This is a genomic window from Sulfurospirillum halorespirans DSM 13726 (assembly GCF_001723605.1).
Lineage (GTDB): Bacteria > Campylobacterota > Campylobacteria > Campylobacterales > Sulfurospirillaceae > Sulfurospirillum > Sulfurospirillum halorespirans.
The window spans coordinates 2,064,314-2,080,040 of record NZ_CP017111.1; the positions used below are offsets into that span (position 1 = coordinate 2,064,314).

At 41.4% G+C, this 15,727-nt stretch carries 14 protein-coding genes; 7 read left to right on the top strand and 7 right to left on the bottom strand.

Annotated elements, in window-relative coordinates:
* The 5 genes from SHALO_RS10300 to SHALO_RS10320 form a co-directional block, all read right to left on the bottom strand.
* Positions 1-501, bottom strand: coding sequence for a hypothetical protein (locus SHALO_RS10300; protein ID WP_168156752.1), 501 nt, complete (start codon positions 499-501; stop codon positions 1-3).
* Positions 502-3,048, bottom strand: a complete 2,547-nt coding sequence (gene alaS / locus SHALO_RS10305; RefSeq protein WP_069478455.1) for an alanine--tRNA ligase — start codon at positions 3,046-3,048, stop codon at positions 502-504.
* Between the two features lie 96 nt (positions 3,049-3,144).
* Positions 3,145-5,097 (bottom strand): glycoside hydrolase family 17 protein, encoded by a 1,953-nt coding sequence (locus SHALO_RS10310; RefSeq protein ID WP_069478456.1) that lies wholly within the window; start codon positions 5,095-5,097, stop codon positions 3,145-3,147.
* A 240-nt stretch (positions 5,098-5,337) separates the two neighbouring features.
* Complete coding sequence (locus tag SHALO_RS10315) at positions 5,338-5,994, bottom strand: response regulator transcription factor (RefSeq protein ID WP_069478457.1); 657 nt, start codon at positions 5,992-5,994, stop codon at positions 5,338-5,340.
* Complete coding sequence (locus SHALO_RS10320) at positions 5,975-8,155, bottom strand: ATP-binding protein (RefSeq protein WP_158513722.1); 2,181 nt, start codon at positions 8,153-8,155, stop codon at positions 5,975-5,977. The genes SHALO_RS10315 and SHALO_RS10320 overlap by 20 nt, the downstream gene beginning before the upstream one ends.
* A gap of 156 nt (positions 8,156-8,311) precedes the next feature.
* On the opposite strand from SHALO_RS10320, the gene SHALO_RS10325 reads away from it, so the two are divergent.
* From SHALO_RS10325 to SHALO_RS15395, 6 genes are all read left to right on the top strand, one after another.
* A complete protein-coding gene (locus SHALO_RS10325; RefSeq protein WP_069478459.1) occupies positions 8,312-10,720 on the top strand; it encodes a DMSO/selenate family reductase complex A subunit in 2,409 nt (802 codons plus the stop codon).
* 11 nt (positions 10,721-10,731) lie between these two features.
* Complete coding sequence (locus tag SHALO_RS10330; RefSeq protein WP_069478460.1) at positions 10,732-11,385, top strand: DMSO/selenate family reductase complex B subunit; 654 nt, start codon at positions 10,732-10,734, stop codon at positions 11,383-11,385.
* Positions 11,372-12,232 (top strand): DmsC/YnfH family molybdoenzyme membrane anchor subunit, encoded by an 861-nt coding sequence (locus tag SHALO_RS10335; RefSeq protein ID WP_069478461.1) that lies wholly within the window; start codon positions 11,372-11,374, stop codon positions 12,230-12,232. The genes SHALO_RS10330 and SHALO_RS10335 overlap by 14 nt, the downstream gene beginning before the upstream one ends.
* Before the next feature lie 10 nt (positions 12,233-12,242).
* The gene (locus SHALO_RS10340) at positions 12,243-12,878 is read left to right on the top strand and encodes a TorD/DmsD family molecular chaperone (protein ID WP_069478462.1); all 636 of its coding nucleotides are present in this window, start codon (positions 12,243-12,245) and stop codon (positions 12,876-12,878) included.
* Positions 12,879-12,997: 119 nt separating this feature from the next.
* Positions 12,998-13,558 (top strand): hypothetical protein, encoded by a 561-nt coding sequence (locus SHALO_RS10345; RefSeq protein WP_069478463.1) that lies wholly within the window; start codon positions 12,998-13,000, stop codon positions 13,556-13,558.
* A 64-nt stretch (positions 13,559-13,622) separates the two neighbouring features.
* Positions 13,623-13,787, top strand: a complete 165-nt coding sequence (locus SHALO_RS15395) for a hypothetical protein (protein ID WP_168156753.1) — start codon at positions 13,623-13,625, stop codon at positions 13,785-13,787.
* Here SHALO_RS15395 and SHALO_RS10350 read toward each other — a convergent pair.
* The gene (locus SHALO_RS10350) at positions 13,784-14,266 is read right to left on the bottom strand and encodes an Lcl C-terminal domain-containing protein (RefSeq protein WP_069478464.1); all 483 of its coding nucleotides are present in this window, start codon (positions 14,264-14,266) and stop codon (positions 13,784-13,786) included. The two genes, SHALO_RS15395 and SHALO_RS10350, sit on opposite strands and share 4 nt — an antisense overlap.
* The gene (locus tag SHALO_RS10355) at positions 14,263-14,949 is read right to left on the bottom strand and encodes an SDR family NAD(P)-dependent oxidoreductase (protein WP_069478465.1); all 687 of its coding nucleotides are present in this window, start codon (positions 14,947-14,949) and stop codon (positions 14,263-14,265) included. The genes SHALO_RS10350 and SHALO_RS10355 overlap by 4 nt, the downstream gene beginning before the upstream one ends.
* A 104-nt stretch (positions 14,950-15,053) precedes the next feature.
* On the opposite strand from SHALO_RS10355, the gene SHALO_RS10360 reads away from it, so the two are divergent.
* The gene (locus SHALO_RS10360; RefSeq protein ID WP_069478466.1) at positions 15,054-15,695 is read left to right on the top strand and encodes a hypothetical protein; all 642 of its coding nucleotides are present in this window, start codon (positions 15,054-15,056) and stop codon (positions 15,693-15,695) included.
* The last annotated feature ends 32 nt before the right edge of the window (positions 15,696-15,727 follow it).

Here is a 15,727-nt window from a genome sequence, read left to right on the forward strand (position 1 = left end):
TTAATAGCCTCGTAAAATGACGCCAAAATAGACCGAGATAACGGCTAAAAGCAGATTGAGAGGGATAAGATACTTCACCATCAAGATCACATTTTCCTCGACCTCGATGTAATTCTCTTCCTCTAAACCTTTTTTGGCTTTAAGGTATTTGAAGTACATATAAATAAAATTAAAGGCGATAAACGTCCACAGAGCCTCTTTGGTATGTACCATCACATAGGTGGTCGGATTGCCCGCTTTAAAGCCAAGCCCGATGTGCATAAACACCGATGTTATGATGATAATCAGCAACACAGGCACTAAAAAAAGAATGTAACGTCGCATCATTTTAATGCAGCTGTTAAATTTTATCTTCTCATCAGCGACATCTTCTTCCACAGGCTGAATCACAAAACGCATCACGAACATACTTCCAATCAGAAGTGCTGAACTGATCACATGCAGAAAAACGATGATTCGGCTAAAGTCCCCAAAGATCTCTATGAAAAAATCGCGCATCATTTAGCCTTGAAGAACGGATTGTGCATAGGCAAGGGCTGCTGATTTTGCCTCTTCGATTTTAGAAGCATCTTTCCCTCCTGCTTGCGCAAAATCATCTCTTCCGCCACCACCGCCACCAACGATCGGTGCGATCTCTTTAATCCACGCACCTGCTTTAATCGCAGCATTTTTAACACCTGCTGCGATCAATACTTTGTCGTCTTTGACTTGCAGTAAAAGCACTGCAACGGAGCTTTTTTCATTTTTAAGATCATCAATGCGCGCTTTAATATCGCCAGCGCCCAACACGTCGACAATGAGCTCAACACCGTTTACATGTAAAGATTCTACCGGCTTTCCAGCGTTCGCATTGAACGATTCGACTTCGGTTTTAAGGGTTTTGATCTCTTCTTTGAGACGATTGATGCCGATAAGTGGATCTTTGTGTTTCACACTCTCTTTGATCGTTTCAAGTTCGCTTCTCAAGCTTTGCGCATAAGAAAGTGCCGCACTGCCACAAATCGCTTCAATACGACGTACTCCTGCACTGACACCGCTCTCTTTTTGGATAAAAAAGCTTCCGATATTCGCCGTATTGCTCACGTGGGTTCCGCCACACAGCTCAACACTCGCATCACCAAAGCTGACCACGCGCACTTCATTACCATATTTTTCGCCAAAGAGCGCCATCGCACCACTGTTTTTAGCCTCTTCGACATTCATCAATTTTGTTTGACCTGCAACGCCACTCGCGATGACACTGTTCACAAACGCTTCAACCTTTGTGATTTCTTCAAAACTCAGTGCTTTTGGATGGGAGAAGTCAAAACGAAGTCTGTCTTTTTCGACCAAACTTCCAGCTTGACTTACATGCTCGCCTAAAATCTTGCGAAGTGCGCTGTGAAGCAAGTGCGTTGCGCTGTGATGTCTTTCGATTTCGAGGCGTGAGACATCCACACTGAGGCTTACCTCATCGTTTACATGTAAAGGTTTTTCGAGTTCCACGAGCGAAAGGTTAAGGTCGAAAAATTTCTTCGTATCGAGCACTTTTCCATACCCTTCAATGACACCCTCATCGCCACTTTGTCCACCGCTCATCGCGTAAAATGGGGTTTGTTCAAACATGACCCAACCATTTTCGTCTAAACTTTGAACCTCTTTGAAGTTTTCATCTAAGAGTGCTAAGACTTTGGTTTTGGCCTCTTTTTGCGTGTACCCAACAAAAGTATTGAGACCAAATTTTTCAAGAAGGGGTTTAAATTCACCTTGGGTTGCTTTATCGCCACTGCCTTTCCATGAAGCTTTTGAACGTGCTTTTTGCTCCGCCATTAAACTCTCAAACTCCGCTTCGTTAACGCTTAACCCTTTTTCTCTGAGCATATCCGCGGTGAGATCAAGAGGGAAACCGTAGGTGTCGTAAAGTTTAAACGCGACTTCACCGCTGAACATCGTTTTGGTATTGGGGAGTTCTTTTTCAAAGAGTTCCAGTCCTGAAGCGATGGTCGTAAAGAAGCTCTCTTCTTCATTTTTGATCTGCTCAGCGATGACCTCTTTTTTAGCGACAAGGTACGGGTACTGTTTGCCCATAAGCGCACACAAAGTATCAAGAAGTTTATACATAAATGGTTCACGAAGCCCTAGTAAATAGCCGTGTCTAACCGCACGTCTTAGGATGCGTCTGAGAACATAGCCACGCCCCACGCGACCAAAGGTTGTGCCTTGGGCTACAAGAAAAGAGACAGCGCGAATGTGATCGGCGATAACGCGGTAACTTGCACCCGTTTTATACGCATACGGTTTTCCGCAAAGCTCGGCAACTTTGTCCGTTAATGGGATAAAGAGTGAAGAGTCATAATTGCTGAAAACGCCTTCTTGCACTGCCGTAACACGCTCTAAACCCATACCCGTGTCGATAGAAGGTTTAGGAAGCGGATGAAGCACACCAGAAGAGTCTCGCTCGTACTGCATAAACACAAGATTCCAAATCTCTAAGAAACGATCACCATCGCCGCCCATATAATCCTCAGGCGTGTTAAAATTCTCAGCCCCTTGATCGATGAAGATTTCGCTACAAGGGCCGCAAGGTCCCGTATCGCCCATTTGCCAGAAGTTGTCTTTATCACCAAAGCGCATAATGCGACTCGCATCAATGTGTTTTTTCCAAATCGCTTCTGCCTCATCATCGCTCTCATGAACAGTCACCCAGAGTTTATCTTTAGGAAGTTTAAGCACTTCGGTCACAAATTCCCACGCGTGAGAGATGGCATCTTCTTTAAAGTAATCGCCAAAAGAGAAGTTTCCAAGCATTTCAAAAAAAGTATGATGGCGCGCTGTGTAGCCGACGTTATCAAGGTCATTGTGTTTTCCACCTGCACGGATGCACGTTTGACAGGTTGTCGCACGCGGAGGGTTTGGACGAGGGATTTCGCCTGTGAAAACACTCTTAAAAGGAACCATGCCTGCATTGGTAAACAGAAGCGTCGCGTCATCGGGCACAAGGGGAGAACTCTCGATAATCTTGTGACCTTTTTGTTCAAAAAACTTTAAAAACTCAGCTCTAACATCCATACTATTGTCCTAGTTTTATTATAAAAATTTATCTATTTTAACGAAAAAACCTAAAGGTTATTATTAAAGCCCCCAAAAACCGTATGAAAGAGAGGCCTACAACGTACACTTTTCACTCAGACGATACCCCACAATCCACCAACCCAGAACGACGATAATGGCACCTAAAAAGCCATTGAACGTCAGAAGGCAGAAAAGTCCCATAATGATCGCGATCATACCCAAGATATAGCTTCCAGAGAGCACACTAAAGATAGCAATGACAATGCCTGAAAGCCCTACGTAATTGAGGTAAATCACCTTGCCTAAAAGCGTTCTAAATTGACAGATAGGAAGCAGAGGATCTGCCGCGCACACAGCCACCCACGACTCTTTGACATAGACACCCTCTTTCATTGCCACAATAGCACCTGCGGCTACAATCAAAATCAAAAGTGTTCTAAAAAGACCGCACAATTTCGAGGTGGAAAGCCACAATGTTGAGCCCAAAACCATCACTAAAATGACCCAATTCAGTGCAAAATCATTACGCGCACTCTCTTGAACTAAAACCGCTAAGGCACTTAAAAACAAGATCAACCCACTCGCTTTTTCCATCAAACCATTAAGCTCTTTACGTTCGGTTGAAAAGTAAATGACCGCATACACCACAGCGATGATGCCCAGCGTTCCTAGCTCAAAGTTCAGATACCGCCCATCAAACGCTAAAGAGAGTGTCATCACAAGCACGATGCTGATGCTAAACAGATGCAAAACATCTTCCCAAAACGTTTCACCTTTGGGTTCACTGAGCGTTATAACGCTTATAAAACGCGCCATCGAACCTCGCATCGTGATCTCTTCGGCGATGAGAAAGCGCACCAGTTTAAGCCACAGTAAAAAAGCGACACTCAGACATAAAATCGCCCACGCCTCTTCCAAATTATTGCGCGAAACGATCCAATAGGCATTGGCTTGCCATGTGAGTGCTACCGAACCACCAAAGAGCGTTGTAAACCAGTACGGCGCTTTTTTGCACGAACATGTCGGCACGCCCCAAAGCCAAATCAAACCAACCAGACTGAGCGCACAACTGCTGATGAAAAGCCACAACGCATTGGGAAAGTTGGAGACAAAACCATGCAAGATGTGCTTATCGGCGCGATCGGCATCAAACAGACCCCAAAAACCGCCCACAGCCCCTTCACTCATACGTTTCCACGGTTGGTCAAATGCTTCGATAAAATTGTACTTCCAGCCACTCTCTTCCGCCATTTGGACAAAACCACGCGTGAAGATGGCTTGATTGACCGCACTTGGGTAGGCACCTTCTCGCATACGCCCTTCACTTGGCCAGCCTGTCTCACCGATGACGATCTCTTTATCAGGGATTTTTTGTTGCATCAACTCACGAATATTCTTTACATGTAAAAGCGCTTTTTCCACACTGATGGGCTTATCTTCCCAGTACGGCAAGATGTGAATCGTCACGCGATCGACCGCAGGTGCGACCTCGGGATGCTTGTTCCAAAACTCCCACACATCGGCATACGTGATGACCATATCGGGCAATGCTTGTTTTACTTCTTGGATATAGCCTACCAACTGTCCAGCACTCACATCGCGTCTTAACAACGCTTCATTGCCCACGACAACGGTTTCGACAATGTCTTTGTTCTCTTTGGCTAAACGAATCGTTGTGTCGATCTCTTTTTTCGTCAACGCCGCATCACTGCTCACCCACGCACCCAGCCACAGTTTCAGCCCATGTTTACGCGCAATCTCGGGTAACTCTTCAAGCCCAACGCTCGAATACGAGCGAATACAACTCGTAATCGTCGCCAAATGCGCCAAATCTTTGTCCATCTGCTCGGTCGAAGGACGAAACCCTTTAGGAATATCCATCGGTGACTCATTTTTGCCAAAAGGGGCATACGAGAGGCATTGCAGTTTGACATTGGAATCAAGCGTAATCAGGCTCGAAGAAGGCAAAGCCATCCAAAACCAAAAAAGCCCCAATGTGGCAAACATCGCAAGGTAAAAAAGGATCATTTTAAACGTGTGATTCATACAGCAGCACTCCATCTTTAATAGTTGCGCGATTATACTAGAAATGGGTTTAAGGGTTTACATGTAAAAGTAGAAATTGGCATGGATAAAGATATATCAACACGTATTAACCTATTCTTGAAATAAATTGAGAGTTATAAAAATGTTAGTTCTTAATTATCTACAAGCAGAATCCATTTCTTTACCACAGTTTCAATTTTAATAAAAAGAAGTTTTAGTAAACTATTGTTGATAAGCCCTTTACTTGTAGTGAGAGCTCACAACAACCAAGCGATAACCGTAGTTTTGTGTCTCAATACTCTTTTCACAAAGCTTAGTACGCAAACGCTTTACTAAAGAGCGTAGTCCTGCGATTCCCACATCTTCACCTTCCCATACATACTGTTCTATATGCTCGATTGAGACAATAATATTGGGGGTTTTGGCTAATAATGCCATCAGCCGACGCTCTTTTAATGTAAGCTTCATCACTTCATTAGATGCGTCATAAAGTAGTTCATCCTTAGGGTCGTAGCTCAAGCCATCCTGTAATTTTAAACGCTCATTGGCAGAGCAAAGCAGGTCAATTTTACGCTCCAACTCATACATGTAAAAAGGTTTTTTTAAGTAATCATGGCATCCAGCAATGTACGCTTTTTGAATCGTTTCTAACTCGATATTAGCACTGATGATGATAGCAGGCGTCCTTTTTTCACGCTGACGTATCTCTTTAAGAAGTGCTATTCCGTCCATCGTAGGAACATGAATATCCAGTACAAAACAATCGTATCCATGAGCACTTTCAAAGAGCGCTGTTTCACCATCATCAAACCAATCAACCGTATGACCCTTCTCCTCTAACATCTCTTTGATAATTTCGGCTAAATTGACATTATCTTCAAGCAATAAGATTTTCATAGCTTTTCTCCTTCGCTCTTGGAAGCTCAATACACACCTGCACACCTTGAGTTAAAGGCTCTAATGTGATTTTACCATTCATCTTACTTTCAATAATCAGCTTTGCCATATACAAGCCAAATCCATCGCCTTTCGTTTTTGTCGTAAAAAAGGGCTGAAAAAGGTTGAGTAATATCTCTTGACTTATACCAATACCATTATCTCGTATATAAACACCAACACTTTCGTCAAATTCGTGCAAATCAATACGTATATGACCTTTGGATACAAGCGCTTTTGCTTTCGCTTCTAAAATCGCATCTTTCGCGTTGTTAATGATATTGACAATAACCTGTTTAAACTCATTAGGGTATCCCCAAAGTGTATTACTTTTAGTGAGATGATTTGTATACTTCACTTCAATGGAGTCATACTTCATAGAATAGGATAGCAACGTAAGAACATCCTTGATACCTTGGTCAATATCAAAGGCTTTTGGCTCATTGGAAGGTCGTATAAAATCACGAAATCCATCAATTGTCTCGCCCATATAAATTGTTTGGGACATAATTACCCCATAAAAATTTTGAATGTCTTTACTGGTGAGTTTTCCTTTTTGATCATAATGGTGCATTTTATGAGCAACCGCTGAGAGCTCAACCAAAGGTACTTTCCATTGATGGACGATGGATGAGAGCATCTCCCCAATTTCGGCAAGTTTTGATTGTTGGATGATAAATTGGGTATTGATTTCGAGTTGCTTTTTTTCTGTCACATCAGTGATTACTGCTACAATACCGCCATTTTTACCACCTTCATCAAGAAAAATTTGACTACGCAATCGATAGGTTCGCTCTTGCCGCATAAATTCTATTTCTTGAAGTTCAAAAAGTTGCTCTTTTGTGGGCATATGACACAAGACCGTGAAAACATCGCAAATACTACGCCCAACTATTTGATCGAGTGAAAGTCCCACCATGGTACAAAAAGAATCATTGCATCCTTTGATGTACCCTTTGATATCAATCCAAAAAATGGAACTTCTAATATTATTCAGAAGGACTTGTTCCAAATAACTTTGTGCTGCCAATTTTTTTTCCATCCTTTGACGCTGATAGATGTTAATGATGGCTAAAATAAGTGAAATTAAGATAAAGGGAAAAAAGATAAATGCATACTCTACAAGCTGTCTGTGCTCTTCAAAAAAACTTTTGGGTGGATTAATAATCGTAGCTTCTTTGGGGAGCCTTGATCCATCAATGTTATATTTTTGAAGCATCTTATAATCAAATATCCATTCCGAGGGTACAACAAGCGGTTTTGATGCATCTATTTTTTGACCATCAAGATATGCTAAGGTCAATTTAGCAACAGCGACACCATTGGTATATCCACGCAATAAATAACCACCAATAATTCCTTCAGAAAGCAAAACATCACTAGCGGCAAATACAGGTGCCAAAGAAGCTTTAATCACATCACTTACTTTGTAATAAGGAATGTAATTCCCATGATTATCACGCAGTAAAGTCCCTAACATCACTGCACTATGAGGAGGTAAATGGGCAAGATCATCAGTTATTTTTTCAAGATCTCCCTCTAAATTAATGGTTGTATGAATACCCTGTGCTTCTAATTTTTGTGCTTCTTCTTGGAAAATAGAATTGATAGACATAGAATCTTTAGTTTTGTCGCTAATAATATAAACATTTTTTAAGTGCGGCATAACATGTTTTAAAAACTGCATATTAATTGCAACTTCTTTACTCTCAAAAACAAGAGGGATTTTTTCTTGTTTAATACGCTCTACATCAACACCCGGCATACTTTTTTCAATACCACAAAAGAAGATAGGAACATTTGGGAAAAGTTTATCTTTATTATTTAAAACAAATTTTACCGCAAAATCATCAACAGCAATCACGGCATCAAACTGTTGATATTTAAGTTTTGCAACAAATAAATTGTAAAGAAGAATCAAATATTCAGGATCTTCATTCTTTTTGGTATCCATATACTCCGTTGTGAGCTGATATTCTTTAAAAGGGGCTAAAACATCTTCAACACCTTGAGAGAGATGATCACTCCAACGAATACCTTTATTATAAGAGTGTAAAAGCAAAATATGTTTACTAGCGGCCTCAAGGCTTAGTGTACACATACACCATAAAAAAAGAAACAACCATGGTTTCATCTAGTTCCCTAAAATTTTTTTCATTATAACGTTCTTCTTAATATACCCCTCTTAAAGTTATTTTCATCATCAAACCTGACAACTTTTTGACAACTTATTTTTATAAGATTACTTTTATAAAACTATAAATTTCAAGGAGACCCTATGTATGAAATTAGTCGGCGACGATTTTTGCAATGGAGTGGTGCTTTAGGCGGAGGACTTGCAAGCAGTGCAATTTTACCGCTTCCATCCATTGCTGAAGATGTAAAAACAGTTCCATCTTCAAAAAAATACGATTCAATCAAATGGGCAGGTTGTACTATCAATTGTGGTAGTAAATGCCCTGTTCGTGTTTTTGTCAAAGGTGGGAAGATTGATCATATTGAAACCGATAATACAGGTGGTGATGAGTTTGGCTCACATCAAGTAAGAGCATGCCTAAGAGGACGATCAAATCGTTATCGTGTGTACAATCCAAACAGGCTTTTATACCCACTCAAACGCATTGGCAAACGAGGCGAAGGAAAATTTGCTCGTATATCGTGGGATGAAGCCTTAGAAACCATTGCTACAAAAATGAAAGAAGTTAAAGAAAAATACGGCAATGAAGCGATTTACTTAAACTATGCGACAGGAACAACCGGTGCTATTATGAACCGTTGTACCGCTGGTCCTTGGGTAAGACTTCTTTCACTCTTTGGTGGGTACCTCAACTATTATAACAGCTACTCGACAGCACAAATCACCGATGGACTGAACCATTTTTATGGCACAAGCAGAGGCAGTGATATTATGAATATTGAATACGCAAAACTTGTAGTCATGTTTGGTAATAATTCTGTCGAAACAAGAATGAGTGGTGGTGGTACAGGCTATGCGTATAAATGTGCTCTGGAACGAGGTGGTGCTAAAATTATTCATATTGATCCACGCTATTCTGATAGTTTAGTCGGAGCCTGTGATCAATGGATTCCAATAGTCCCAGGAACCGATGGTGCACTCATTGCTGCAATGGCACATGTTATGATTAGCGAAGACCTTCACGATAAAGAATTTTTGAGCAAATACTGTGTCGGATTTAGCTCTGATACACTTCCTGAGGGAACATCTGAAAACAGCTCTTATGAAGATTATGTTATGGGTAGAGGGGAAGATAAGACCGAAAAAACACCTGCTTGGGCGGAGAACATTACTAAAATATCTGCACAAACTATTATTAACCTCGCACGCGAAGTCGCTACGACAAAACCTTGTTTTATAGCGCAAGGATGGGGTGCACAACGCCAATCTAACGGTGAACAAGCTGCGCGTGCTATCGCAACACTTGCCGCCATGACAGGAAATATTGGCTCTGTTGGTACCAATCCTGGTACAAGAGAGCATACAACTGGATGGATTGAACCCGCATCGTTACCGTATAAAAATCCTATCAAAGATGCTATTCCTTGCTTTCTATGGACAGATGCTATTGTTAGAGGTAAAGAGATGCGTGACATCACTGATGGTGTACGAAAAACAACTCAACTCAAACAAAACATAAAATTCTTATGGAATACAGGCGGAAACTGCCTTATCAACCAACACAGTGATGCCAACAAAACCGCTAAGATTCTCGAGGATGAAAGTTTATGTGAATTTATTGTTGATGTGAATGTTACACGAACATCAAGTAACCGCTTTGCAGATATCATTCTTCCCGATGCCACGCCGCTTGAACAAGAAGATTTTGTGCGTTCAAGTGCTGGTTATTCGAATGACAGACCGTATATTATCTATTCACAAAAAGCGATTGAGCCTTTGGGCGAAAGTATGCCAATTTATGATATGTGTACAAAACTCGCTGAAAAATTGGGTGGAGAAACACTCAAAAATGCTTTTACCGAAGGTCGTACTCAAGTTGAGTGGTTAGAGCATCTTTGGGATGTAAAATTTAAAGATAAAGAAGGGATACCGACCTTTACGCAAATGAAAGAGATGGGTATTTTAAAATTGCCTCGCTATAAAAAGCCTTTGGTGGGATTTGAAAAATTTGTTCAAGACCCTATTGCTAATCCGCTTAAAACGCCCACGGGCAAAATTGAAATTTTCAGTACAGCACTTGATAAAATGGCAAAAACATGGATTTTGCATGAAGGTCAAGCAATCACGCCTCTTCCTATCTTCACAGAAGCGAAAGACGGACCACTTGATCCTGCACGCAAAACATACCCACTTCAAATATTTGGTTACCACTACAAAGGTCGTACACACTCTAGCTTTTGGGAGAGTGCACCTATTCGTGAAATCAATCCAGATGAACTGTGGATAAATCCTGTTGATGCTAAAGAGCGCCATATTAAAACAGGAGACAAGGTCCTTGTTTACAACCAATATGGCACGATGAGTATCGTGGCTAAAGTAACTCCCAAAATCATGCCAGGCGTGACTTCATGTCCACAAGGTGGTTGGTATAAAACGGAAAATGGCATTGATGTTGGTGGATGTATCAATTCACTGACCACACATGAACCATCAGCGATTGCCAAAGGCAATCCTCAACACTCCATCTTGGTTGAGATTAAAAAAGCGTAGAGGGAAAAATTATGGAAAAAAATAAACATTTTGGATTTTATCTTGATCAAACTCGTTGTGTGGGATGCCGCACATGTCAATTAGCCTGTAAAGATTACCATGATTCACCCATCGGTGTCAGTTACCGTCGTGTGAGTGAATACGAAGGTGGAAGTTGGATTAAAAATGAAAACAACCTTTTACAGCCTTTCAATGTTTTTGTCTATTACAGTTCCATCGCATGTAACCATTGTGATGATCCTGCATGTACAAAAGCGTGTCCCACAGGAGCGATGCATATGGGAGATTATGGCATTGTTGATGTCGATACGAGCAAATGCATCGGGTGTAAATCCTGTGCAATGGCTTGTCCTTATGGCGCACCTCAATTTAATGCACACACAGGACATATGAGTAAATGCAACGGCTGCCAAGAGCGCTTAGATGAGGGAATGATGCCTATTTGTGTTGATGCCTGCCCTTTCCGTGCTATTGAAGCGGGTCCTATCAGTGAATTGCGTGAAAAACACGGTCAAATCGCTAGTGTTGCTCCATTGCCAGCCTATGAAATTACTCGCCCAAATTTATGCATCAAACCTGAAAAAAATGCTCAACCATCTAACAAAGGCAATGGAACTGCTCATCTGCCACAAACTCTTTCGGAGGTCTCTTATGACATTGTCTAATATTATCATAGGCGAATTGCCACTGGTATTTTTTACTGTTGTTGCGCAAGCTTCCGTGGGTCTTTCATTAGTATATGCCCTTTGTACAAAACTCAGCTCTAATGCTAAAATAGACTCACGTAAAAACTTTGGTGCACTCTTTTTGGCTTTGACATGTTTTGGTATTATCGCTTCGGTCTTTCACTTAGGTGATCCTTTGCATGCTCCGTATATGATATTCCGCATGGCAGGATTTACTCAAAATGGAACATGGATTGTTTCATGGTTACCTTTAGAGATTTTAGGTATTGGCATTATGGCATTTCTTGGTATCCTTGTTATGTTACGAGGCTCCTTAATAGCTATTTATGCGCTCCCTTTTGTGGGCTTTTTGACACTGTTTGCCATGAGTGGTATCTATGGTTCTATGGCACAAATTGTTCCAACATGGAGCTTTGGATTAACCTTTTTATTGTTCTGTGCATCTGCTTTGCTCTTGGGTGGATTTACCTATCGTGCATTTTTTGCTGAAGTGACTAAAGAAATTGCACTTTCATCATTGGTAAGTATAGGTGGATTTGTTTTATTTGCACTGGCACTGCTTCTTTACACGCTCCATAATGCGGAAGTCCACATTGATGCTATTGCAAATGTATTTGGTTTAATGCATGGCTACTATGGTTGTTTTGTAGGTGGTGGACTCATCTTAACAGGTCTTGCACTGATGCTCAATATCTATCAAGACTTACTTCCAGACTGCTTTACATGTAACATGTCAAAGCTCTCTCTTGCCATTGTTTTTGTAGGCGTTTTGGCAACCCGTGTTGCTTTTTACGGGCTGATTACAACGCATTTTTTTATTGGATAAGGAGTCTAGGATGGATTATACAACACTAAGCCTTGCCGCAAATGTTTTTGCACAATTCCTAGCGTCATCTCCTGATGCTAAAACATGGCAAATGCTTAAAGAAAATCACGTTTTAGAAGAGTGGTTTATACATACGCAAACACCAACATCGGAACAAGGAACAATGTTATGGAAACGCTCCCATGGTGAGGAGAGTAGCGATACGATTGCGGCTGATTTTACACGCCTTTTTCTATGCGATGAAGAATTTTTGAAAGCACCACCTTATGCGTCCTTTTACCTTGAATCATCGGGTGAAATTTTTACACAAGAGAGCGATGATGTCCAAGCGGTTTATGATGCGTTTTCATTTAAAACGACACGGCTAACACAGGAGCCAGCCGACCACATCGCCACTCAATTGGAATTTTTAAGTTTACTGCTTAAAAGTGCGGCACAAAGTGATGCTTTTGCAAAACATATTAGCCGGTTTATAGCGATACATTTAGCCTCTTGGATGACATCATGGGCAGTGGATGTACAAAACAATGCACAGTCCTTATTTTATAGAGGTTTGGGATACCACATCCAAACCTACTATGAACTTTTAATTGAAACATTTCAACCTAATGTTGTACCACGCATTATCCATCGTAAAGCTTCATGATAAAGTGGCAAAGAACCTTGCCACTTTTTTTATATCTAACAAAATCATATAACTTTTATACTTCAAACCTCACGGAATAGTTCTTGTATAACCCTCTTCATCACACAAAAAGGATACACATGTCGATTTTGCAGTTTATTAAAGAGAATAATTTAGCGTGGCAGCCTTCTTTCAACGGCGAGATAGGTAATGGACTCGTTGGATACCGAGGCGCTTTGATCGTTGAAGAGGGAAAACAGCTCTCACCTGATCGCATCTTGCCGCCCAAAGTGCAAGCGAAACAAGTTTTGTTAGTTGCAGATGAGGCTAATGTCACTTTTTTCTCCGCTGAATTAGAGAGTATTTTGCATTTTGAAGCCTTTTTTGAGCGTTACAAAGCGTTTTTTACCCCTGCAACCTTGGTCGTGCTGTATGTCACCGATTTGGATAAAAATGGTACATTTACTTATGAAGGTGTCACGATTCATGCGTACTCTTTGGCAGAAAGCTCTGTTTGGAATGAACTGTTAGACCTCTCAGGACTCGATAAAAGTGAACTTAAAAAACTCGACAACAAGAAGAAAATCGAAGTGCTGTATGAAGGACTTTTGAAGACCGATTGTGCGGCAAAAGCGATGAGTTTTGCAGAGATACTCAGCCATAAAGGTGAAAGTTCCAAAAAAATCATGGGTGCTGTGTAACTGCTTTTTTAAAGCGCACTCTGTTTGATTTCATGCTACACTCTTACATGTAAAAGGAGTGAGCATGAAAATCAAACAACTCTGTTCTCTTAAAAAAGAGGACGTCAAAATGTACGCCAAAAAGATCATCAAGATCGTCTCAAAACCCAAATTTATCTGCGAAAAATGTGCTCGTGTCTCTAAAGATGAAAAACATTTATGCCATGCAGTGTCGCTTAAAAAGCTCTAACGCACCAACCGCACGGCACCACTATAACTTTTCGTATGAGCATCAACAACACCATTCATAAAATCAATCGTATAAAAAAGCGTTGGAATCACGTCGTCACCCTCAAGGTAAACGGACGAAGTTAGATAATTCGCACCCTCGCCTGTGTCGTGTAGTTTTCCAAATAGTGCGCTATTGATGACGGGCGTTTTACAGCGTTCATCTACCAAGCTCAAAAGCTCATCAACGCTCGGAACTCTCCATCCGTTGCCCAAAGAGCGTGCGTATGCTTCTGCTTCTTTGCGCCTTATAAGTTTTATTTCACCGACACATCCTTTGCCTTTCTGCCACTCTTCGCCAAAGGAACAACGCTTCCAGATTAATTTCGATTTTGTATCAATGACTTCGCCCTCTTTTGCGGTGAAAGTGCTCGTGTTAAAGGAACACTTCGCCATTAAACTCAGGGTTGAAATCAAAAAAATAATGACATATTGTTTCATGGATAGACCATCTTTTTGGAAACGCCGCCATCGACCACAAAGTCACTGCCTGTGATAAACCCATCTTCTCTCTCCAACAAAAAGCGCACAAGCTCAGCGATGTCACTGGGTTTGCCAACTCTGCCGCTGGGATGCCACGCGTGCTCAGCTTTAGTTGGCTCATAGGTTTCATCGGTGTTGATCCACCCAGGGCTGATGGAATTGACACTGACGTTTCCTGCCAACGAGAGGGAAAGCGCATGAGTGAGAGAAACTATGCCACCTTTGGATGCTGAATAAGGCTCCGTTCCCGCTTCGGACATAGACGCACGGGTTGACGCGATATTGATGATATGACCGTGTGTCAACAGAGGCGCAAAGGCTTGTGAAAGAAGATACGGCGCAGTAAGGTTGAGCGCGATAATTTTTTCCCAGTCCTGCAAACTCTGCTCGTTCAGAGGTTTATGAATAAACATGCCTGCATTATTGATAAGTCCATAAAGCGCTGGTATCTCATTTTTTATCTGCGTTATCGTTTCAGCAATCGCGTCACTTTGGCTAAGATCGCAACGGTAAAAGTGGCTGAAAAAGGTGTGAGAAGGAGTTTCTTGGTCGATAGCAATGATCGTATAGCGTTTATACAGTGCTTGTGCGATCGCTTTTCCAATGCCGTGTGATGCACCTGTAATCATGACATTTTGCATCCCTATTCCTTTAAAATTTCAGTACAAAAACATACCATAGGATGACTTAATCGGCACAATTTTTGCTTGCATTGAGCATGTAAATTTTCTAAGAGGGGCAATCTATGGAAACGTCTACGCGGTATCAAACCAATGTGAGTTTTATGAAACAACTGCAAACAAACAGCGACCGAACAGCGATGCAATCGCCTTACAGTGAGGATTTTGAAGCCATATACCAAGAGGCAGCTCAAAGTGATGTCAAACTCTCTACGGCTAAAGCATTTTTGAGTAATCTAAGTGAAGATGATCTCTCAACCTTGCAACACTACACGGGTCTGGCTAATGCGATTGATGTCAATTCATTGAGCGATGAAGGCGCTTACAATCTTCTCATGCACGATGCTGAAAAATATGACTTTAATGGCGATGGGATGGTGCAAGATGGCATTGCCAACAAAAGCTCCACTATCCCTACCACTATGAGTGATGCGATGAAAGCATCTTACGTCAGTGCGCTCAATTCCTTAGATGAAAGCGAACGTTTTGATGCGATGACCGCCGTTACATTAAATTCTGCGACAACAGCACTTTTATCCGTAGATGGAACAGCAAGCAGTGCAACATCAACACCGCTGACCTACGATGTACTTGCTGCTCGTATCAATGCGGTTCTTCATCCTACACAAGGGGCGTATACATCGCCTGAGATAAAAGAGACGATTGCAAAATTTTGGGAGAATTTTCAATCTTCATACAACGCCTAATCGCTCCAGCGCTTTTTACATGTAAAGCACTC

Bases quoted from the DNA above. Each gene is read 5' to 3' on its own strand.
- SHALO_RS10340 (WP_069478462.1), top strand. From the start codon at position 12,243: ATGGATTATACAACACTAAGCCTTGCCGCAAATGTTTTTGCACAATTC.
- SHALO_RS10325 (WP_069478459.1), top strand. From the start codon at position 8,312: ATGTATGAAATTAGTCGGCGACGATTTTTGCAATGGAGTGGTGCTTTA.
- SHALO_RS10350 (WP_069478464.1), bottom strand. From the start codon at position 14,266: ATGAAACAATATGTCATTATTTTTTTGATTTCAACCCTGAGTTTAATG.
- alaS (WP_069478455.1), bottom strand. From the start codon at position 3,048: ATGGATGTTAGAGCTGAGTTTTTAAAGTTTTTTGAACAAAAAGGTCAC.
- SHALO_RS10330 (WP_069478460.1), top strand. From the start codon at position 10,732: ATGGAAAAAAATAAACATTTTGGATTTTATCTTGATCAAACTCGTTGT.
- SHALO_RS10345 (WP_069478463.1), top strand. From the start codon at position 12,998: ATGTCGATTTTGCAGTTTATTAAAGAGAATAATTTAGCGTGGCAGCCT.
- SHALO_RS10335 (WP_069478461.1), top strand. From the start codon at position 11,372: ATGACATTGTCTAATATTATCATAGGCGAATTGCCACTGGTATTTTTT.
- SHALO_RS15395 (WP_168156753.1), top strand. From the start codon at position 13,623: ATGAAAATCAAACAACTCTGTTCTCTTAAAAAAGAGGACGTCAAAATG.
- SHALO_RS10300 (WP_168156752.1), bottom strand. From the start codon at position 501: ATGATGCGCGATTTTTTCATAGAGATCTTTGGGGACTTTAGCCGAATC.
- SHALO_RS10355 (WP_069478465.1), bottom strand. From the start codon at position 14,949: ATGCAAAATGTCATGATTACAGGTGCATCACACGGCATTGGAAAAGCG.
- SHALO_RS10315 (WP_069478457.1), bottom strand. From the start codon at position 5,994: ATGAAAATCTTATTGCTTGAAGATAATGTCAATTTAGCCGAAATTATC.
- SHALO_RS10310 (WP_069478456.1), bottom strand. From the start codon at position 5,097: ATGAATCACACGTTTAAAATGATCCTTTTTTACCTTGCGATGTTTGCC.
- SHALO_RS10360 (WP_069478466.1), top strand. From the start codon at position 15,054: ATGGAAACGTCTACGCGGTATCAAACCAATGTGAGTTTTATGAAACAA.